General features: G+C 25.3%; 18 protein-coding genes. 15 read left to right on the top strand and 3 right to left on the bottom strand.

The genetic code is table 11. The features are described from left to right. From murE to speD, 15 genes are all read left to right on the top strand, one after another. A partial coding sequence (murE, locus tag D9V70_RS01135) for a UDP-N-acetylmuramoyl-L-alanyl-D-glutamate--2,6-diaminopimelate ligase (protein ID WP_158356280.1) occupies positions 1–1,450 on the top strand: 1,450 nt, incomplete at its 5' end. Then, the gene (locus tag D9V70_RS03265; protein ID WP_253254820.1) at positions 1,419–2,234 is read left to right on the top strand and encodes a Mur ligase family protein; all 816 of its coding nucleotides are present in this window, start codon (positions 1,419–1,421) and stop codon (positions 2,232–2,234) included. The genes murE and D9V70_RS03265, both read left to right, overlap by 32 nt. Further along, positions 2,177–2,797 (top strand): glutamate ligase domain-containing protein, encoded by a 621-nt coding sequence (locus D9V70_RS03260; RefSeq protein ID WP_367379819.1) that lies wholly within the window; start codon positions 2,177–2,179, stop codon positions 2,795–2,797. The genes D9V70_RS03265 and D9V70_RS03260 overlap by 58 nt, the downstream gene beginning before the upstream one ends. Continuing rightward, the gene (gene mraY / locus D9V70_RS01125) at positions 2,778–3,848 is read left to right on the top strand and encodes a phospho-N-acetylmuramoyl-pentapeptide-transferase (protein ID WP_158355935.1); all 1,071 of its coding nucleotides are present in this window, start codon (positions 2,778–2,780) and stop codon (positions 3,846–3,848) included. Before D9V70_RS03260 ends, mraY begins: the two co-directional genes overlap by 20 nt. After that, entirely contained in the window at positions 3,848–5,173 is a 1,326-nt protein-coding gene (gene murD, locus D9V70_RS01120) for a UDP-N-acetylmuramoyl-L-alanine--D-glutamate ligase (protein WP_158355934.1), read from the top strand. The genes mraY and murD overlap by 1 nt, the downstream gene beginning before the upstream one ends. Positions 5,174–5,211: 38 nt before the next feature. Further along, positions 5,212–6,348 carry a cell division protein FtsW gene (gene ftsW / locus D9V70_RS01115; RefSeq protein WP_158355933.1) on the top strand — a complete coding sequence of 379 codons (1,137 nt, stop codon included), beginning with the start codon at positions 5,212–5,214 and terminating at the stop codon, positions 6,346–6,348. Continuing rightward, positions 6,349–7,413: an undecaprenyldiphospho-muramoylpentapeptide beta-N-acetylglucosaminyltransferase gene (gene murG, locus D9V70_RS01110; protein ID WP_158355932.1), complete on the top strand. Its 1,065-nt coding sequence runs from the start codon at positions 6,349–6,351 to the stop codon at positions 7,411–7,413. 52 nt (positions 7,414–7,465) lie between these two features. Then, positions 7,466–8,896 (top strand): UDP-N-acetylmuramate--L-alanine ligase, encoded by a 1,431-nt coding sequence (gene murC, locus D9V70_RS01105; protein WP_158355931.1) that lies wholly within the window; start codon positions 7,466–7,468, stop codon positions 8,894–8,896. Positions 8,897–8,916: 20 nt separating this feature from the next. After that, complete coding sequence (locus D9V70_RS01100; RefSeq protein ID WP_158355930.1) at positions 8,917–9,840, top strand: D-alanine--D-alanine ligase; 924 nt, start codon at positions 8,917–8,919, stop codon at positions 9,838–9,840. A 235-nt stretch (positions 9,841–10,075) separates the two neighbouring features. Next, on the top strand, positions 10,076–11,332 hold the full coding sequence (ftsA, locus tag D9V70_RS01095) for a cell division protein FtsA (RefSeq protein ID WP_158355929.1): 1,257 nt from the start codon (positions 10,076–10,078) through the stop codon (positions 11,330–11,332). A 58-nt stretch (positions 11,333–11,390) separates the two neighbouring features. After that, positions 11,391–12,548 carry a cell division protein FtsZ gene (gene ftsZ, locus D9V70_RS01090; RefSeq protein WP_158355928.1) on the top strand — a complete coding sequence of 386 codons (1,158 nt, stop codon included), beginning with the start codon at positions 11,391–11,393 and terminating at the stop codon, positions 12,546–12,548. A gap of 202 nt (positions 12,549–12,750) precedes the next feature. After that, positions 12,751–13,095, top strand: a complete 345-nt coding sequence (erpA, locus tag D9V70_RS01085) for an iron-sulfur cluster insertion protein ErpA (protein ID WP_158355927.1) — start codon at positions 12,751–12,753, stop codon at positions 13,093–13,095. Between the two features lie 49 nt (positions 13,096–13,144). Beyond that, complete coding sequence (locus tag D9V70_RS01080; RefSeq protein ID WP_158356279.1) at positions 13,145–13,840, top strand: 5'-methylthioadenosine/adenosylhomocysteine nucleosidase; 696 nt, start codon at positions 13,145–13,147, stop codon at positions 13,838–13,840. Between the two features lie 318 nt (positions 13,841–14,158). Next, positions 14,159–15,019: a polyamine aminopropyltransferase gene (gene speE, locus D9V70_RS01075; protein ID WP_158355926.1), complete on the top strand. Its 861-nt coding sequence runs from the start codon at positions 14,159–14,161 to the stop codon at positions 15,017–15,019. 26 nt (positions 15,020–15,045) lie between these two features. Beyond that, on the top strand, positions 15,046–15,837 hold the full coding sequence (speD, locus tag D9V70_RS01070) for an adenosylmethionine decarboxylase (RefSeq protein ID WP_158355925.1): 792 nt from the start codon (positions 15,046–15,048) through the stop codon (positions 15,835–15,837). 144 nt (positions 15,838–15,981) lie between these two features. On the opposite strand, the gene lpdA is transcribed toward speD, so the two are convergent. The 3 genes from lpdA to aceE all read right to left on the bottom strand — a co-directional run. Continuing rightward, a complete protein-coding gene (lpdA, locus tag D9V70_RS01065) occupies positions 15,982–17,403 on the bottom strand; it encodes a dihydrolipoyl dehydrogenase (RefSeq protein ID WP_158355924.1) in 1,422 nt (473 codons plus the stop codon). Positions 17,404–17,422: 19 nt separating this feature from the next. Continuing rightward, the gene (locus tag D9V70_RS01060) at positions 17,423–18,637 is read right to left on the bottom strand and encodes a 2-oxo acid dehydrogenase subunit E2 (protein WP_172599335.1); all 1,215 of its coding nucleotides are present in this window, start codon (positions 18,635–18,637) and stop codon (positions 17,423–17,425) included. A 12-nt stretch (positions 18,638–18,649) separates the two neighbouring features. Further along, positions 18,650–21,261 (bottom strand): pyruvate dehydrogenase (acetyl-transferring), homodimeric type (aceE, locus tag D9V70_RS01055; protein ID WP_158356277.1); only part of this gene is annotated, 2,612 nt, incomplete at its 5' end.

Raw genomic sequence — 21,261 nt, 5'->3', positions numbered from 1 at the left:
TTTAAATATAGATAGTAGAAATTTAATAAAAGGAAGTTTATTTATAGCTGTTTCAGGAATAAAAACAGATGGACGTAATTTTATTTTTGATGCTATTACCAAAAAAGCAGCTGCAATTTTATGTGAAACAAAAAAAAAAGAAAATCATGGATTATATCATTTTATTAATGAAATTCCTATTATATATTTTTTTAAACTTTCTGAAAACATTTCAATGTTAGCAGGTCGTTTTTATAAACAACCGGGAAAAAAAATAAAAATTATTGGTGTTACTGGAACTAACGGGAAAACTACTGTAACGCATTTAATTAATCAATGGAGTGAAATCTTAGGAACTAAAACAGCAACTATTGGAACACTAGGAAACGGTTTTTATAATTCGTTATACCCAACAAAAAATACAACACCTTCAGCTATTTACATACAATCATTTTTACAAATGATGTTAGAAAAAAAAACTAAATTAGTTACTATGGAAGTTTCATCACATGGTTTAATACAACATCGTGTTAAAAGTATTCCTTTTGAAATTGGAATATTTACAAATCTTAGTCAAGATCATTTAGATTATCATAAAAATATGAAACAATATGAATTAGCAAAATGGTTATTATTTAGCACACATTCGGTAAGAAAAATCATATTAAATGCAAATGATGAATATGGAAAAATATGGTTAAAAAAATTATTTAATTATCACACTGTAGCTGTTACTATTAAAGACAATAAACAAAAACAATATGCAAAAAAATGGATAAACGCTACTAAAGTTAAATATGAAAAAAATTCAACTAATATTAGATTTGAATCAAGTTGGGGAGAAGGAAATTTATCATCTTGTTTAATAGGAAAATTTAATGTTATAAATTTATTATTATCATTAGCTTCTCTTTTAGAATTAGGTCATGATATATCAAACTTAATTGCAACATCTCGTTCAATAAAACCTATAAATGGTCGAATGCAAATTTTTATTCGTAATAAACAACCAATTTTTATTATTGATTATGCACATACTCCTGATGCATTAGAAAAAGCACTTACCACAATTCGTTTACATTATCATAAAAATTACATATGGTGTATATTTGGATGTGGAGGTGAAAGAGATAAAAAAAAACGTCCTATAATGGGTTCTATAGCAGAAAAAATAGCAGATAAAATCATTCTTACAAATGACAATCCAAGAAATGAAAAAGAAATGAATATTATTAACGATATATTAATGGGCTGTCAAAAAAAAAATATATTAACAATTCTAAATAGAAAAAAAGCAATACATTATGCTTTTTATCAATCAAAACTAAATCATATAATTTTTATAGCAGGAAAAGGTCATGAAAAAATACAAATTATTCAAGACAAATGTATTAATTATTCAGATGAAGCAACAGTTTTAAATTTATTGGAAAAAAAACATGATTTCTCTATCCTTAAAAAAAATAGCTAAAATTATTAACGGAAATTTATATGGATCAGACTTAATAATAAATCACATAGTTATTGATACCAAAAAAGTTGTTCCAGATTGTTTGTTTATTGCGTTAATAGGTAAAAAATTTGATGCTCATATTTTTATAAAAGATGCTATTTCTCAAGGATGTTCTGCAGTTATAACACAAAAAAAAATAAAATATTGCATTTCTTATATTGTAGTAAAAAATACATCTATGGCTTTAGGTCAAATTGCTTCTTGGATTAGAAAAATAACCAATGCAAAAATATTAGCTATTACAGGTTCGTGTGGTAAAACTTCTGTCAAAGAAATGACAGCTTCTATATTAGCACAAAATGGAAAAACAATATCTACCACTGGAAATTTAAATAATAATATCGGTGTTCCTATTACTTTATTAAAACTTACGTTAGAACACCAATATGGTGTAATTGAATTAGGTGCTAATCAACCAGGTGAAATTTTCTATACTAGTAATATTAGTCAACCAGAAGTTGTATTAATAAATAATATCTATTATGCTCATTTAAAAGGATTTAAATCACTTATAGGAGTATCTAATGCAAAATCAGAAATATTCTCTGGATTAAAAAATCATGGTACAGTAGTTATAAACTTAGATAGTCATCATCTTTCCAGTTGGAAAAAAAAAATACAAAAAAAAAATATTTTATACTTTTCTATTAAAAAAAAAAACTCAGTAACTTTTTTTCTAGTAATATTAAAATTCATAGATATGGTACTTCTTTTACAATACATACACCCTCTGGAACAATAAATATTTCGTTACCTTTTTTAGGCTATCAAAGTATATCTAATGTATTAGCCGCAACTGCACTAGCTTTCTCTATTAACATACCTTTAAAAAAAATAAAAAATGGACTATTAAAAACTCCTATTGTATCTGGAAGACTCGAGCTGATTCAATTAAAACCTCATAAAATTTTAATAAATGATACTTATAATGCTAATGTTTCGTCTATGATTGCAGCGATTAAAGTATTAGAAAATATGCCAAAATATAAAATATTAGTTACAGGAGATATGTCTGAATTAGGAGAAAAAAGTATTTTATATCATAAAATGATAGGAAATATTGCAAATTTATCTAATATAGATGAAATTCTTACTATTGGTAATAGAAGTTATGAAATAAGTAAAACATTTAATAATGGTAAACATTTTTTTACAAAAGAAAAATTAAATAAATATTTAAAAAAAATTTTTTTTGAAAGAGAAAAAATTACAATTTTAGTTAAAGGTTCTCGAAATGCAAAAATGGAGAAAATAGTACAAAATTTAATTAAAGAGAGTCAAGAACATGTTAATTTGGTGGTATAAATATCTAAATAATTATTCTAATAATATTTCTTATATTTCATTTCGTGCAATATTTAGTTTATTAACTGCTTTTTTTATAAATTTGTTTATTGGACCTTATTTTATAAAATTTTTTAGAAAAATACAACAATACCAAATAATAAGAAAAAATGGACCTAAAAACCATTATACGAAAAATAATACCCCTACTATTGGTGGTTTATTTATTATAATTTCTATAGTAGTTTCAACAATTTTATACTGTGATTTATCTAACAATTATGTTTGGTATGTTATAAGTGTTTTGCTCTCATATGGTTTGATTGGTTATTTAGATGATTACAAAAAAATAAAATATAATAATTCTTGGGGATTAACACCTTTTTGTAAATATTTTTTATTGTCTATTGTTGCTTTAGGAATAATTTATACAATGTATAACGATAGTGAAAAAGTTATTTCTACTCAATTAATAATTCCTTTTTTTAAAAAAAATATTGAAATCAATTATTTACATATATTTCTATCTTATTTTGTTATTGTTGGTACTAGTAATGCAGTGAATTTAACAGACGGATTAGATGGTTTAGCTATTATGCCTGTGATTCTATTAGCATGTGGTTTTACGTTAATATCTTTACTAAGTATTGACATAAAAAATTCTAATTATTTAAATGTAGATTATATACAAAATTCAAATGAATTAGTTGTATTATGTACTGCAATTATTGGATCGGGATTAGGATTTTTATGGTTCAATAGTTATCCTGCAAAAATATTTATGGGAGATATTGGATCTTTATCATTAGGAGGATGTTTAGGAACAATGGCAATACTATTGCATCAAGAGTTATTGCTAATAATAATGGGAGGCGTATTTGTATTTGAAACTATATCTGTTATTTTGCAAATTATATCATTTAAAATCAGAAAGAAAAGAATTTTTAAAATGGCTCCAATTCATCATCATTATGAAATGAAAGGAATATTAGAACCTATAATAGTTGTAAGATTCTGGATTATTTCATTGATATTACTGTTAATCAGTCTTATATCTTTAAAGGTTTGTTGATGATCTATAATTACTCTAATAAAAAAATATTAATCTTAGGAATGGGATTAACAGGAATATCATGTATTAATTTTTTTTTAAAACAAGGTGTAAAGCCAAAAATTATTGATGAATCTAAACATCCTGTTCTTTTAGAAAAAATACCTAAAAATATTGAATATCGTCTAGGAACATTAAATCATAAATGGATTTTAGAATCAGACTTAATTATTATAAGTCCAGGAATTTCTTCCTTCATACCTATTTTAGTTCATGCACGTTCTTTAGGAATTGAAATTATTAGTGATATAGAATTATTTTCTAGAGAAACAAATATCCCTATCATTTCAATTACAGGAACTAATGGAAAAAGTACCGTATCTAAGATGGTTGAAAAAATTGCAAAAAAATCAGGTTATAAAGCACTGTTAGGTGGTAATATCGGTATTCCTGCTTTAGAAATGCTTGATGAAAAAGCAGACTTATATATATTGGAATTATCTAGTTTTCAACTAGAAAATATATTTATGTTAAAATCAAAAATAGCTGTAGTACTTAATATTAGTGAAGATCATATCAATAGATATCCAAAAGGATTCAAACAATATCAAGAAACTAAATTATCTATTTATGAAAAAGCAGAAATTTGTATTATACATGTAAAACATCAAGTAAAAAGTAATATTTATAATAAAAACTTTAAAAAATGGATTACTTTTGGCGGAAAAAAAAGCGATTATCAAGTTTATTGCAATAAAAAAAATGCTATATTATGTCATAATAACAAAAAAATATTTGAGTTAAAAAAAACATCATTATATGGTTATCACAATTATGAAAACGCATTAGTTGCTTTAGCTATCTCTGATATGATGAAATTTCCCAGAAATTGTGTAATAGATGTAATTAAAAATTTTTCAAGTTTACCACATCGGTTTCAAGTAATACATAAAGCAAAAGGAATAGAGTGGATCAATGATTCTAAATCTACTAATGTAAACAGTACTCAAGTAGCTTTAAATTCTTTAAACATTACAGGAACAATACGATTACTATTAGGTGGAGATAGAAAATCTGCAAATTTTAGCATATTGAAAAATAATTTTGAAAAACTAAAAATAAAAATTTACTGTTTTGGAAAAGATGGTGAATATCTTTCAAAAATATGTAAAAAAAAATCTATCTACGTTAACACCTTAACACAAGCAATGCAATTAATTAAAAAAGAAGTTGTATCAGGTGATACAGTGCTTTTATCTCCTGGATGCAGCAGTTTAGATCAATTTTCTAGTTTTGAAGAGAGAGGTGATCTTTTTACAAAAATTACAAAAGAAATAATTTCTTAATATATTTGACAAAAATTTAAAAATATAGAAAAAACAGTATGAAAAATTCATGTGTCATATTATATGATCGTGTATTAGTTTGGTTGAGTTTAAGTATATCTGCAATTGGATTAATAATGGTCATTTCCACATCTATTCCTATAGGTCAAAGTCTGTATAAAGATCCATTTTTTTTCGTAAAAAGAGAAATATTTTATTTTTTCTTAATATTTTTTTTATCTTTTTTTTTCTTACGAATTCCTATTATTTATTGGAAAAAAAAAAGTAAAATTATACTAATAATATCAATTATATTGCTTATATCTGTTTTATTAATAGGCCATTCAGTACATGGATCTTCTAGATGGATAAATATAGGATTATTACATATACAACCTTCAGAAATATCTAAAATTTCATCTTTTTGTTACATATCTAGTTATTTATCACGTAAACATAAAGAAGTACGTAATAATTTTTGGGGATTTTTTAAACCCATGAGTATTGTTATAATACAGTCTATTTTATTATTAGCAGAACCTGATCTAGGAAGCGTAATCGTTATTTTTTTTACTAGTTTATCTATTTTATTTCTTTCTGGTGCTAAAATAGGACAATTTTTAGTAATTATATTTATTAGCATAATAACAATTATTTTATTAATAATAATAGAACCTTATCGTATAAAAAGAATATTATCTTTCTGGAATCCTTGGGAAGATCCATTTGGAAATGGTTATCAATTGACACAATCTTTAATGGCATTAGGACGTGGTAATTTTTTTGGTCAAGGTCTTGGAAATTCAATACAAAAACTAGATTATTTACCTGATGCACATAGTGATTTTATATTTTCTATTATAGGTGAAGAATTAGGTTATATAGGATCAGTGTCTGTACTTTTGATGATTTTTGGTATTTCTTTCCGAGCAATGTATATTGGAAAAAAAGCCATAGAAAAAAAACAAATTTTTTCTGGATTTTTAGCATGCTCTATTGGTATTTGGATTGGATTTCAAACATTAATCAATGTTGGTGCAGTTACTGGAATTTTGCCTACTAAAGGGCTAACTTTACCACTAATTAGTTATGGTGGATCAAGTTTAATTATTAATTCAATAGCTATTTTTTTTCTCTTAAGAATTGATTTTGAAACAAAATTAAGAATGGCACAAGCTTTTCCCAGAGGAAACTGAATGATTTCTAAAAGAATAATTATAATGGCAGGTGGAAGTGGTGGTCATGTCTTTCCAGGATTAACGATAGCAAAATATTTAGTTAAAAAAGGATGGGAAGTAAATTGGATAGGAACAAAAAATAACATTGAATCTCAAATTGTTCCACAAAATGGTATTAAAATTCATTTTATTAAAATCAAAGGATTGCGTAATGCTAGTTTAAAAAACTTAATTTGTTCACCGATATATATATTCAATGCTTTTTATCGAGTAAAAAAAATTATCAAAGATTGGTCTCCAGATATTATGTTAGGAATGGGTGGATACGTTTCTGGTCCCGGTGGGATGGCTGCTTGGTATTCTAAAATTCCATTTATTTTACATGAACAAAATAAAATTGCTGGGATTACTAATAAGTGGTTATCTAAAATATCTACAAAAAACATGCAAGCTTCATCAGGAGCTTTAATTAATGCTGAAATAGTAGGTAATCCAGTAAGTCAAAGTATCATAAATGTTCTTCCTCCTGAAGATCGTTTTAAAAATCGAAAAGGACCTTTAAGGGTATTAGTAGTAGGAGGAAGTCAAGGTGCTTCAATACTAAACAATATTTTTCCAGAAGTTGCATTCGTATTAAAAGAAAAAATTATTGTTTGGCATCAAGTAGGTGATCATGAATTAGAACAAACTAAAAAAAAATATAAAAAACTAGAACTAAAATCAAATATTGTGACTAATTTTATAAATAATATAGCATCTGCATATAAATGGGCTGATATAATTGTTTGTCGTTCTGGAGCTTTGACTGTAAGCGAAATATCTGTAGTAGGATTAGGTGCTATTTTTATACCTTATCCACATAAAGATAAACAACAGCATTTAAATGCACAAGACTTAAAAAAAATTGGAGCTGCAAAAATCATTGATCAATCATTTGTGAATAATCACTTAATAATTAATACACTTAGAAAATTAAATAGAGAAAAACTTCTTATTATGGCAAAAAAAGCTTACTCTTTAGGTATACGTGATTCAATGTCAAAAATTTTTAAAATTATTGATGATACATCTAATAAAATATAAAAATTATGTTTCTAAGAGATACTTTAACAATTAAAAATTAAAAGATAAAAGTATGAACATTAAAGAAATTAAAAATATTAATTTTTTTATTGATGATATAAAAAAAATAAAAAATATTCATTTTATTGGTATTGGTGGATCAGGAATGGGAGGCCTTGCTTTAATTTTATTAAAATTAGGTTATAAAATCAGTGGATCTGATTTATTAGAAAATACAATGACAAAACAACTAATTAAATTAGGAGCCAAAATATATTTTCAACATTCTGAAAAAAACGTTAAAAATACTGATCTGATTATTAAATCTAGTGCTATTAAATTAGACAATAAAGAAATAATTACAGCAAAAAAAGATAATATTCCTATATTGTTAAGAGCAGAAATGCTTCAAATATTAATGAAATTTAAAACTGGAGTAGCAATTGCTGGAACACATGGTAAAACTACTACTACGTCTATGATTTTAGAAATATGCGTTAAAAGTAGAATGAATTTAACTTGTATTAATGGAGGTTTAATAAAATCTATTAATTCTCATGCAAAATTAGGTGATTCTGAGTACTTAATTGTAGAAGCTGATGAAAGTGATGCTTCATTTTTATATCTAAATCCATCTATAATTATTGTTACAAATATTGAAAGGGACCATATGGATTACTATGATGATTTTAAAATGTTAACAGAAACATTTTTAAAATTTTTAAAAAAAATACCTTGCTACGGAACAGCTATAATATGTATAGATAATTTTCCTATTTCTAATATTTGTTCTAAAATCAAATGTAGAATTATAACGTATGGATTTGATAAAAATGCAGATGTTCGTATTGTTAATTATCAACAACATTATTTTCTAGGATATTTTACATTAATTGTAAAAAACAAAATGAAATTAAATATCACGTTAAATATGCCAGGAAAGCATAATGCTCTCAATGCTGCAGCTGCTGTTTCGTTTTCTATAAATCAAGGATTAAAAAAAAATGATATAATTACAGCACTAAAATACTTTCAAGGTACTTCTAGAAGATTTGAATATATTGGATGTTTTTCAATTAAAAACAAAAAGAACAAAAACAATAGTGTTATGTTGATAGATGACTATGGACATCATCCTACAGAATTATCTGAAACTATTCAAACAATAAAAATTAGTTGGCCTAAAAAAAACTTAATAATGATATTTCAACCACATAGGTATACAAGAACATATAATTTATATTATGAATTTGTTAAAGTTTTATCAACAGTCGATACGCTTTTAATGCTAAATGTATATTCTGCTAATGAAAAATTTATATCTGGAGCAGATAGCTATTCACTTTATAAAGATATAAAAAAAAATAAAAAAACTGATATAACTTTCATTTCTAATCATAAATTTATATTAAATACACTTATTTCTAAGCTTAAAGGAAACGATATTGTTTTAATACAAGGAGCAGGAAATATCAATAAAATCATAAAAGAAATATTCATTTAAAAAAATAAAAAAAGGAATACATGAAAAAAAAAATAGCGGTTTTATTAGGTGGAACATCTTCTGAAAGAGAAATTTCAATACGGTCAGGAAACTATATAGTTCAGAGTTTATTAAAATCTGGTTTTAATGTACATGCAATTGACACATATAACTATTCTATTACTGATTTAAAAAAAGAAAAATTTGATAAAGTATATATAGCATTACATGGTAAAGGAGGAGAAGATGGTAGTATTCAAGGAGTTCTTGAATATTTGAAAATTCCTTACACAGGAAGTGGTATAATGGCTTCTGCAATATCTATAGATAAATTCAGAACTAAATTATTGTGGAAATCTCATAATTTACCGATCATACCAGATGTGTATATTAAAAAAAATGCCATACCATTAAATACTTATGCAATAAAACAAATATTAAAATTAAAATTTCCTGTTTTAGTAAAACCAAATAATCAAGGATCTAGCATAGGAATTACATTAGTATCTTCTGCAAAAGAACTTAGTAAAGGCATTAATCTCGCTGCCAATTATAATGATGACATTTTAATTGAACAATTTATCATAGGTAAGGAATATACAGTTTCTATTTTAAACCAAAAAACATTGCCTATCATTAATATTTCTACAAGAAATAGTTTCTATGACTATAATGCTAAATATAAATCTAGTTCTACAGAATATTTATGTCCTAGTAAATTAAATATAAAACAAGAAAAAAAACTAAATGAAATAGCAATTTCAGCATGGAATATATTAGGTTGTAAAGGATGCGGAAGAATTGATGTGATATTAGATCACGAAAATAAATTCTGGTTATTAGAAGTAAATACTATACCAGGTATGACTAATCGTAGTTTAGTTCCGATCGCAGCAAAAGAAGCTGGAATATCATTTGATAAATTAGTTTTACTAATTTTAAATATAAATAATAAAAATTTTTAACAAGCAAGAAACACTAAAAACATTTTTTATATAGTTATCATTATATTTTTTAAAATGTTCATAAAAATAATTATACTATTTACATAAAGTATAAAAAAATAAAGAAATATTTATATAAATTTTTAAAAAATTATAACCTAAAAAAATATTATAACATAAATATAATAAAATAGAAAAATTAAATTTGACTCAAAAAAAGTAATAATTAAAGAAATATAGTACAGGCCAAAGAATAATGATTATATCAAAAGACAGAAAATTAGTAGTCGGATTAGAAATTGGTACTACTAAAGTAGTCACTTTGGTTGGAGAAATATTAGTAGATAATACAATCAAAGTAATTGGATATGGAATATGTTTATCTCAAGGAATTGATAAAGGAAGAGTGAATAATTTAGATACAATTGTTACATGCATACGAGAATCCGTTAATAAAGCTGAAATAATGGCAGATTGTCATATTACTTCTGTATATCTTTCTTTATCTAATAAATATATCAATTGTCAAAATGAAATAGGTATAGTACCTATTTCTGAAGACGAAGTAACAAAAGAAGATTTAGAAAATGTGATACATACAGCAAAATCCGTACAAATTCCTAATGAACATCATATATTACATATAATTCCTCAAGAATATTTAATTGATCAACAATCTGGAATAAAAAATCCCATTGGATTATCTGGTGTACGAATGCAAGTAAAAGTACATTTAATCACTTGTGATCAAAATATGTCTAGAAATATTGTTAAAGCGGTAGAACGATGTGATTTAAAAGTTGATCAAGTAATTTTTTCAGGTCTTGCTTCAAGTAAATCTGTTTTAACTGAAGATGAAAAAAAACTAGGTGTATGTATGATCGATATAGGTGGAGGGACAATTGATTTTACTATTTATATTGATGGTTCTATAAAACATAGTCAAGTTATTCCATATGCAGGAAATATTGTAACTAGTGATATTTCATATGCTTTTAATACTTCTTATACTGATGCAGAAAATATGAAAATTCAATATGGATCAGCTATAAAACCACCTTTAGGATCATCAAAAAACATTGATTGTTCAAATATTAATGGTAACTTTCAAGAAATTTTACAACAAGATGCATTAATAGAAGTTATTGAATCAAGATACATTGAATTATTAAATTTAGTTAAAAAAAATATTTTAAATGTACAAAAAAAACTACATAAAAAAGGTGAAAAATATCAATTATCAAGTGGTATAGTGCTTACTGGAGGTGGATCAAATATTGCTTTTTTAAATAATTGTTCGGAAAAAATATTTCATAAAAAAATACGAATTGCTAAACCATTAAATACATTAGGATTAGCAGAAAATATAAATGAACCAAGCTACTCGACAGTAGTAGGGTTACTACATTATGGAAAAGAATTTTATAAAAATACTGAAAAGAAAAAAAAAGAATTTTCTTTTTTTGAAAAATGGTTTAAACAAATTAATAATTGGTTTAAAAAAGAATTTTAAAAACAATCAACTATACTTAAAACTTTATAAAAATAAAGATAGATAATGGAAATAAATTATGTTTGAACCTTTAGAGTTAAGCAACAACAACGCAATAATTAAAGTAATTGGTGTTGGAGGTGGTGGTGGAAATGCAGTCGAGCATATGATTAAAGAGTGTATTCAAGGAGTTCAATTTTTTGCAATCAATACTGATGCACAAGCGTTAAAAAAAATAGAAGTAGAACAAACTATACAAATCGGAAATAATATAACTAAAGGATTAGGTGCAGGAGCTAATCCAGAAATTGGACGTACTTCAGCTGAAGAAGATAAAGAATCATTAAAATCTGCTTTAGACGGTGCTGATATGGTTTTCATAGCCGCAGGAATGGGAGGAGGAACTGGTACTGGTGCAGCTCCAGTAGTAGCAGAAATTGCAAAAGAATTAGGTATTTTAACTGTTGCTGTAGTAACAAAACCTTTTAATTTTGAAGGTAAAAAAAGAATGATCGTTGCAGATCAAGGTATTATTGAATTGTCAAAACATGTTGATTCTTTAATCACCATTCCAAATGATAAGTTACTCAAAGTCTTAAACCGAGGGATTTCTTTGCTTGATGCATTTAGTGCAGCTAACAATGTTTTAAAAGGAGCAGTTCAAGGTATTGCTGAACTAATTACAAGACCTGGTTTAATGAATGTAGACTTTGCTGATGTACGTACTGTCATGCTAGAAATGGGATATGCAATGATGGGAACTGGAATATCCTCAGGAGACAACCGTGCAGAAGAAGCGGCTGAAATAGCTATATCTAGTCCTTTATTAGAAGATATAGATCTATCTGGAGCACGTGGTGTATTAGTAAATATTACTGCTGGTTTTGATTTGAAATTAGATGAATTTGAAACGGTAGGAAATACTATTAGATCTTTTTCTTCTGATAATGCTACAGTAGTTATAGGAACTTCTCTAGATCCTGATATGAATGACACACTTCGGGTTACAGTTGTTGCTACAGGTATTGGAATGGAAAAACATTCAGATGTTAATCAAATAAAAAATAAATCTTCTAGAGAATTATTAATGGATTATCGATATCAATATTTAAATATTTCTCCAAAAAAAATAGAAAAAAAAATAGTAAAAACAGAAAAAATTGATTCAGAAAACAAAACAAATAAAGAACTAGAATATTTAGACATTCCATCTTTTCTTCGTAAGAAATCAGATTAACTTATTTATATAATTAAAATATACTTTTTAAAAAAATAAATTAAATATTGATTAATGATATCTTTATCTTAATAACTTGTGCCAATAACAAAAAATATTTATTGGCGCATAGAATCTATATTTCATATGTAGATAAAAATATAGAATATATAAAAAATTTTATTTATAATAAAATAAATATTTATTTATTTTGAGAAATAAAATGAAAAATCAACATAAAAAATATATTAAGTTCACTAAAAACGCAGAAAAAAAAATAAATGATCTCATTAAAATAAAAAAAAATAATAATTTAAAATTAAGAATATATATAACTGGAGGTGGATGCAGTGGTTTTCAATATCAATTTGTATTTGATGAACATATAAATCAAGATGATATTATCATCGCTCAAAAAAATACTTCATTAATCATTGATCCTATTAGTTTTCAGTATCTGTATGGAAGTAAAATAGATTATTTAGAAAATTTAGAAGGTTCTAAATTTATAGTATCTAACCCAAACGCAAAGAACACATGTGGATGTGGATTATCATTCAGTATCTAAAACGATATCCACAATTGATGATTTTAATAAAAAATATGATATAAAAAATATGAAAATTGGAATAATAGGTGCAATAAAACAAGAAATTAAAACACTAAAAAAAATTATATGTCCATATAAAACAATAATTGGAAAATATAATATATATATAGGTACTTTTAAAAACAATAATATTTTTTTAATAACTTCAGGAATAGGAAAAGTTTCTGCTAGTATTGCATGCATGATTTTAATTAATTTGTATAAAATAGATGTTATTATGAATACTGGTTCTGCTGGTAGTTTACTTTTATCGTTAAAAATTGGAGATGTTGTTATTCCTGAAAAAGTATCTTATTACGATGTAGATTTGATAAATTTTGGATATACTCGAGGACAAATACCTAAATACCCAAAAGAATTTTTAATTCATGAAAAAATAAAAATTTTTTTGGAAACAATTACTAAGCAATATCAATTAAAATTTAAAACAGGATTAATGATTAGTGGAGATTCTTTTATTCATGGAAGTTTATCTATAAAAAAATTAAAAAATCAATTTCCTACTGCAATAGCTGTAGAAATGGAGTCAGCAGCAATAGCTCAAGTTTGCTATCAATTTAACATTCCTTTCATTATTATAAAATCTATTTCTGATCTATCTGACAAAAATGCTACTTTAAATTTTGAACAAAATATTGATTTTGCATCTTTTCAATCTTCTAATATAGTAAAAAAAATTTTAGAAAACATAACTAATATATGAAAGTTAAATAAAAATCAATTTAATAAAAATTAGCATTCTGATAATATTTTTGATAGTCTTATTCAAGATATTTTTTCTAATTTTATTACTATTTAAAAAAATGTTCTTTTAGAATATTATCTTTTAATATAAATTAAAGTTTTTTTTAATTAAAAAACTATATAAATTTTTAAATATTTATTTATTTTTATAAGATCACTTTCCTTTTTTAAAAATCTAAAAATAAAATCTATTATCGTAATACACTTATATTTGTAATTTTATATTAATTACAAAAATGTCTATCACATTATATTTTATAGGATAAAAAACATTAGCATGGATTACAAAAGAGTATGGCATGAAAAACTTTATTATCATCTTGGACAATATTTTGTAATTGATGAATTATTATATAAAAATAAAACTAATTATCAAGAAGTAATAATTTTTAGAAATTCTTTTCTTGGTAAAGTTATAGCAATAGATGGAATTGTTCAAACAACTGAAAAAGATGAATTCATATATCATGAAATGTTAACCCATGTTCCTATATTTACTCATGGTTCAATAAAAAATGTATTAATTATAGGAGGTGGAGATGGAGGTATACTTCGAGAAGTATGCAGACATAAAACAATTGAAAATATTACTATGGTTGAAATCGATAAAAATATTATTGATCTATGTAAAAAGTTTTTTCCAAAACACAGTGATAATGCTTATGAAGATCCTCGATTAAAGTTAATTATTGATGATGGTTTAAATTTTATTAAAAAAACAAAAGAAAAATTTGATTTGATAATATCAGATTCAACAGATCCTGTTAAACATGGAAAAAATTTATTTTTATCAGAATTTTATTTTAATTGCAAACATCGTCTTCAAAAAGATGGTGTTTTTGTAGCACAAAATGGTGTATTTTTTCTTCAAAAAAATGAATCTATTATTACTTTTAAAAACTTGAAAAAATATTTTTATGATACACGATTATATCAAGCAACTATACCAACATATTATGGTGGAATAATGATTTTTGCATGGGGCACTAATAATATAGAGTGTCGAAAAAATCATCTCAAAAATTTAAAATCACGTATAAAAGATACAAAATTAACTTTTAATTACTATAATGCTAAAATTCACATAAGTAGTTTTTATTTACCTCAATATGTTCTTAATGAATTAAACGAAAATTAAAATCCTTTTATAGGAGAGTAATTAAATTGCAAAAACTAAAATTATATGGCTTTAATAATTTAACTAAAAGCCTAAGTTTTTGTATCTATGACATTTGCTATGCAAATACTAACGATTCAAGAAATAGTTACATTTCTTACATTGATGAACAATATAATGCTGTTCGACTAACTAAAATATTAAGAAAAACTTGTGCAATTATTGGCGCTAATGTTTTAAATATATTCCATCAAGACTATGAACCACAAGGTGCAAGTGTAACTATTTTAGTATGTGAAGAACCAATAAACAATATAGATAAAATTAACATTTTAAAAGATAATATCATATCATCTTCTGTTTTGGCTCATTTAGATAAAAGTCATATATGTGTACATACATATCCAGAAAGTCATCCTCAGAGTGGAATTTGTACTTTTCGAGCAGATATTGAAGTTTCCACATGTGGAATTATATCACCACTTAATGCTCTAAATTATCTTATACATAAATTAGAATCTGACATAGTGACTATTGAGTATCGTGTTCGAGGTTTTACTAGAGATATTGAAGGTGTTAAACATTTTATTGATCATAAAATAAATTCTATTCAAAATTTTATGTCTGATGATATTAAATCAATGTATGATATGGTTGATGTCAATGTATATCAAGAAAACATTTTTCATACTAGAATGTTATTAAGAGAATTTAATTTAAAAAATTATTTATTTAACATTAATTTAAAAGATTTAACTCATAAAGAAAAATCTTATATCATAAATTTGTTATGGAGAGAAATGAGAGAAATATACTATGGTAAAAATATGTCTATATAATAGATTAAGCTAGAAATTGAAAAAATTTAACACTTAAAAAATATATTTTTTAAAAAAAAATTATAGTTATTAACTATAAATTTTATATTTATAAAAAATTTTAAGTTATCTAATAAAAAATTTTTCATTAGATAACTTAAAAAGTTATTTTTTAGACTTAAAATTTAATAAATCTGTTACTGTTCCTTTGCAAACTTGTGCAGATAAACCAATTGATTCATGTAAAGTAGGATGAGCATGTATGGTTAATGCAATATCTTCTATATCACATCCCATTTCAATAGCAAGAGTCACTTCACCAATCAATTCACCAGCGTTTGTTCCTATAATAGAACCACCAATAATTTGATTATTATTTTTATTAAAAATTAATTTTGTCATTCCTATGGTTGCGTTAGAAGCAGTAGCTCTTCCAGATGCACTCCAAGGAAAAATAGAAACTTTATAATTTATATTATTTTTCTTAGCTTCTTCTTCACTCAACCCTACACAAGCAATTTCTGGTTCAGTATAAGCTATAAATGGAATAACTTTTGGTTCAAAATAATGATTTTTACCGGCAATTACTTCTGCTGCAATATGTGCTTGATATGTTCCTTTATGTGCTAACATAGGAACTCCTGTTACATCACCAACAGCATAAATATGAGGTATATTTGTTCTTAATTGTTCATTCACTTCAATAAATCCAAAATTATTAATTTGTAATCCTATTTTTTTTAATCCTAATTCATGGATGTTTGGAGTTCTTCCAATAGCTACTAATATTGCATCATAAGATATATATTCTTTATTAATATTATTTTCTATTATTTTAACTATTAAAGCTTCTTCTTTTGTTTTAATATCATCTATATGAGCATTTAAAATTACATTGAATCTTTTATTAATAGATTTCAAATATATTTCACTAATATCTTTATCTACTGTAGGTAAAAAATGTTTAAAACGATCAATTACATCGACTTTTGAACCTAATGCACTGTATATTGTGGCCATTTCTAAACCAATTATTCCTGCTCCTATAATTAAAAGACGATTAGGTATATTTTTTAACATTAAAGCATCTGTTGAGTCCCAAATTCTTTGATCATTATAGTTTATAGAAGGAATTTTAATAGGTTGAGATCCAGTAGCAATAATAATATTTTCAAAAAAAATACTAAATACATTATTTTTATTTGTTACTAAAAGACTTTTTTCAGTATCAAAAACAGCATTACCTTGAATAATTTTTATATTTCTTTTACTACTCATACTTGACAAACCAATAGTCAACTTATCAATAATACTATTTTTCCAGTTTTTAATTCTCTCAATATCAATTACTGGAGAATTAAACGATACACCCATTTTATGTAATTCTCGTGCTTCTTTAATTACTTTAGCTATATGTAATAAAGATTTAGAAGGAATGCATCCTACGTTTAAACAGACACCACCTAATTTATTATAACGTTCTATTAAAATAGTATCCAATCCTAAATCTGCACAACGAAAAGCTGCAGAATAACCAGCTGGACCAGATCCAACAACAACAACTTTTGCATAAATTTCTTGATGCATTATAAACCTCTTTAAAAAATTACATAATTAAAAAATGCATATCAGATAATAACTTTCCTATAAATGTAATAAATCGTGCTCCATCAACTCCATTAATAACACGATGATCATAAGATAAAGATAATGGTAACATTAAAGAAGGAATAAATTCTTTTCCATTCCATAAAGGTTTTATCTTAGATTTTGAAACACCAAGAATAGCTACTTCAGGTGCATTAATAATAGGAGAAAAATAACTTCCTCCAATCGCTCCCAAATTAGATATCGTAAAGCATCCTTGTTGCATATCAGATGCATCTAACTGTTTTTGACGTGCTCTTTCTGAAAGAAAAATTAATTCAGAAGATAACTGTGTAATATTTTTTTTATTGACGTGTTTTAGAACAGGAACAAACAAACCATCTTTTACATTTACTGCAACCCCTATATTAATATGTTTTCTTAAAATTATTTTCTTATTGTCATTAGACAAATAGCTATTAAAAATAGGGAATTTTTCTAACGCACAAGCAACTACTTTTAATATGAAAATTAATACCGTAATGCTATTGCTTTCTTTATTTTCAAAATTATATTTTTGACGAAATTTTTCTAAAACTGTAATATCAAATTCATCAAATTGTGTAACATGTGGAATATTATTCCAATTTTTTTTTAAATTATTACCTACAGTTTTTTGAAGACTACTTAACTCAATTTCTTTAATATCTATTTTATTAATATCATTAAAATTCAATATAGAATTGTTTTGCAAATTATTAATTTTGAATTTATTTAAATACAATTCTAAATCTTCTTTTAAAATTCGATTTTTTCGACCAGTAGGAATAATATTACTCAATTCAATATTTAAGTTCCGTGCTAAACGTCTTATCAGTGGAGTAGCATGTATACAAGTATCTTCTTTAAATGTATTAGATTTTATAAAATTTTGTTTAGTTAAAATTACATTTTCTTTTTCTAAGATATTTGTTTTTTTTTCCTGTACGTTAGTATCAATACTATTAAATTTTAAAATCATTAAAATCGAAGAAGTTTTAACTTTATCACCAATTTTTACATATATACTTTTTATAATACCTGATGTAGGTGACGGTATTTCCATAGAAGCTTTTTCTCCTTCTACAGTAATCAAACCTTGTTCTAATTCTACATGTTCACCTATTTTTACTAAAATCTCTATAACTTCTACCTCTTCTACACCAATATCAGGCATTTTTACTTCAATATCCACTGTTTTTACCTCTTAAGCTAAACGCGGATTAATTTTATTAATGTTAATATCAAATTTTATAATTGCGTCTTCTACTACTTGATTGTGAATACTATTTGACTTAGCTAACAAATTTAAAGCAGCTACTACAATATAATAAGCATTAACTTCAAAATGATTACGTAGTTTATCACGACTATCTGAACGACCAAAACCATCTGTTCCTAATACATAATATGCACGAGCAGGAATATAATTACGAATTTGTTCTGCAAATAATTTCATATAATCAGTAGCAGCGACAGCAGGATTATCATTCATTACTTCTTTAATATATGCAATTTTATTTTTTTTGTTGGGATTCAACATATTCCATCTTTCACAATCTTCACCATTTCTAGCTAATTCTGTAAAAGACGTAACACTGTATATATCTGTTGTTATTAAATAATCTTGTAATAAAATTTCAGCCGCTTCACAAACAGATCTCAAAATAGCACCAGAACCCATTAATTGTACTCTTAGCATTTTTCCATGCAAAGTTTTTAATTTATAAATACCTTTACAAATACCTTCTCTTGAATTTTTAGGCATAGCAGGCATATGATAACTTTCATTAATTGTAGTAATATAATAATATATATTTTCTTGTAGAGGACCATACATACGTCTTAGTCCATCTTGTATAATGACAGCAACTTCATAAGCAAAAGAAGGATCATAAGATATACAATTAGGAACTGTTAAAGATTGTATATGACTGTGACCATCTTCATGTTGTAATCCTTCACCATTTAAAGTAGTTCTACCTGAAGTTCCACCAATTAAGAAACCTCTTGCTTGTTGATCTCCAGCAGCCCAAAATAAATCTCCTATTCTCTGGAAACCAAAAATTGAATAATAAATATAAAAAGGAATCATAGGAAAATCATTTGTACTATACGAAGTAGCTGCAGCTAACCAAGATGCAGCAGCACCTAACTCACTTATTCCTTCTTGAAATATTTGACCTGTTTGTGATTCTTTATAATAAGATAATTGTTCTCGATCTTGAGGGATATATTTCTGACCATTAGTACTGTAAATCCCGATTTTTCGAAATAATCCTTCCATTCCAAAAGTACGTGCTTCATCAGCAATAATAGGAACTACTAAATGTTTTATACAATTATTTTTCAAAATTATATTTAACACACGTACAAAAGCTATAGTTGTGGAAATGTCTTTTTTTTGTTCTTCTAACAATAGTTGAAAATCTGTTAAATCAGGCAAAATTAATTTATTAGTAAACTTAGATAAACGGAAAGGAACATAACCTCCTAATTTTTTTCTTTGTTTATGTATATAACAATATTCCTTAGAATCTATTTTAAAATTAACATATGGTAATTTATTTAAATCATTATTTGATACAGGAATATTAAAACGATCTCTAATATATGTTATTTCACTTATGTTTATTTTTTTTATTTGATGTGCAATGTTTTTACCTTCTGCAGCAGCTCCCATACCATATCCTTTTATAGTATGTGCTAAAATAACTGTTGGTCTATCTTTTGTTTCTTTTGCTTTTTTTAAAGCATTAAATATTTTTTTAGGATCATGTCCACCTCTATTTAATTTCCATATTTCTTCATCAGTCATATTTTCAACCAATTTTAATGTTTCTTTATACTTTCCAAAAAAATATTTTCGTACATATGCACCATCTTTAGATTTTAAAGTTTGATAATCACCATCAATAGTTTCATTCATTAATTGAATTAATTTTCCAGATTTATCTTGTTTTAACAAATTATCCCATTTACTCCCCCAAATTACTTTTATTACATTCCAACCTGCACCATAAAAAAAACTTTCCAACTCATTAATAATTTTTCCGTTTCCTATCACTGGTCCATCTAATCTTTGTAAATTACAATTTATTATAAATATTAAATTATCTAACTTTTCACGAACAGCTATAGAAATAGCACCTTTAGATTCTGGCTCATCCATTTCACCATCACCTAAAAAAGCATAAACTACTTGATTTGAAGTATCTTTTAATTCTCTATTTTGTAAGTATTTTAAAAATTTTGCTTGATAGATTGCACATAATGGACCTAAACCCATAGAAACAGTAGGAAATTGCCAAAAATTTGGCATCAATTTAGGATGTGGATAAGAAGACAAACCATTTCCGTCAACTTCTTGCCTAAAGTTGTCTAATTGTTCTTCTGAAAAACGTCCTTCTAAAAAAGCACGAGAGTAAATACCAGGAGAAATATGACCTTGAAAATAAATTAAATCACCTCCATCTATCCTATTTTTAGCGCGAAAAAAATGATTAAAACATACTTCATATATTGTTGCTGATGATTGAAAAGATGATAGATGACCGCCAAGTTCTAAATTTTTTCTTGATGCACGTAATACTATCATTATAGCATTCCAACGAATTATAGAACGGATTCGTTTTTCTAAAATAACATTTCCAGGATATTCAAATTCATCTTCGCTAGAAATAGTATTAATATAATCACTAGTTAAAAAAGATTTAAATAAATCTATTTTATTTATTTTAGATTTTTCCAATATTTGCTTTATTAAAAAACAAGCTCTGTCATTACCTTCTTGATGAATAACAGACTCAATAGCTTGTA

The sequence above is a fragment of the Buchnera aphidicola (Lipaphis pseudobrassicae) genome, assembly GCF_005081185.1.
In the GTDB taxonomy this organism is placed as follows: Bacteria; Pseudomonadota; Gammaproteobacteria; order Enterobacterales; family Enterobacteriaceae; genus Buchnera; species Buchnera aphidicola_AD.
This window is presented reverse-complemented; position numbering and strand designations above follow the sequence as displayed.

What these genes read in the sequence shown, in the direction of transcription:
- ftsZ (WP_158355928.1), top strand. Translation starts at nt 11,391, where the DNA reads ATGTTTGAACCTTTAGAGTTAAGCAACAACAACGCAATAATTAAAGTA.
- ftsA (WP_158355929.1), top strand. Translation starts at nt 10,076, where the DNA reads ATGATTATATCAAAAGACAGAAAATTAGTAGTCGGATTAGAAATTGGT.
- mraY (WP_158355935.1), top strand. Translation starts at nt 2,778, where the DNA reads ATGTTAATTTGGTGGTATAAATATCTAAATAATTATTCTAATAATATT.
- speE (WP_158355926.1), top strand. Translation starts at nt 14,159, where the DNA reads ATGGATTACAAAAGAGTATGGCATGAAAAACTTTATTATCATCTTGGA.
- D9V70_RS01100 (WP_158355930.1), top strand. Translation starts at nt 8,917, where the DNA reads ATGAAAAAAAAAATAGCGGTTTTATTAGGTGGAACATCTTCTGAAAGA.
- ftsW (WP_158355933.1), top strand. Translation starts at nt 5,212, where the DNA reads ATGAAAAATTCATGTGTCATATTATATGATCGTGTATTAGTTTGGTTG.
- lpdA (WP_158355924.1), bottom strand. Translation starts at nt 17,403, where the DNA reads ATGCATCAAGAAATTTATGCAAAAGTTGTTGTTGTTGGATCTGGTCCA.
- murC (WP_158355931.1), top strand. Translation starts at nt 7,466, where the DNA reads ATGAACATTAAAGAAATTAAAAATATTAATTTTTTTATTGATGATATA.
- D9V70_RS01080 (WP_158356279.1), top strand. Translation starts at nt 13,145, where the DNA reads ATGAAAATTGGAATAATAGGTGCAATAAAACAAGAAATTAAAACACTA.
- murD (WP_158355934.1), top strand. Translation starts at nt 3,848, where the DNA reads ATGATCTATAATTACTCTAATAAAAAAATATTAATCTTAGGAATGGGA.
- erpA (WP_158355927.1), top strand. Translation starts at nt 12,751, where the DNA reads ATGAAAAATCAACATAAAAAATATATTAAGTTCACTAAAAACGCAGAA.
- D9V70_RS03265 (WP_253254820.1), top strand. Translation starts at nt 1,419, where the DNA reads ATGATTTCTCTATCCTTAAAAAAAATAGCTAAAATTATTAACGGAAAT.
- murG (WP_158355932.1), top strand. Translation starts at nt 6,349, where the DNA reads ATGATTTCTAAAAGAATAATTATAATGGCAGGTGGAAGTGGTGGTCAT.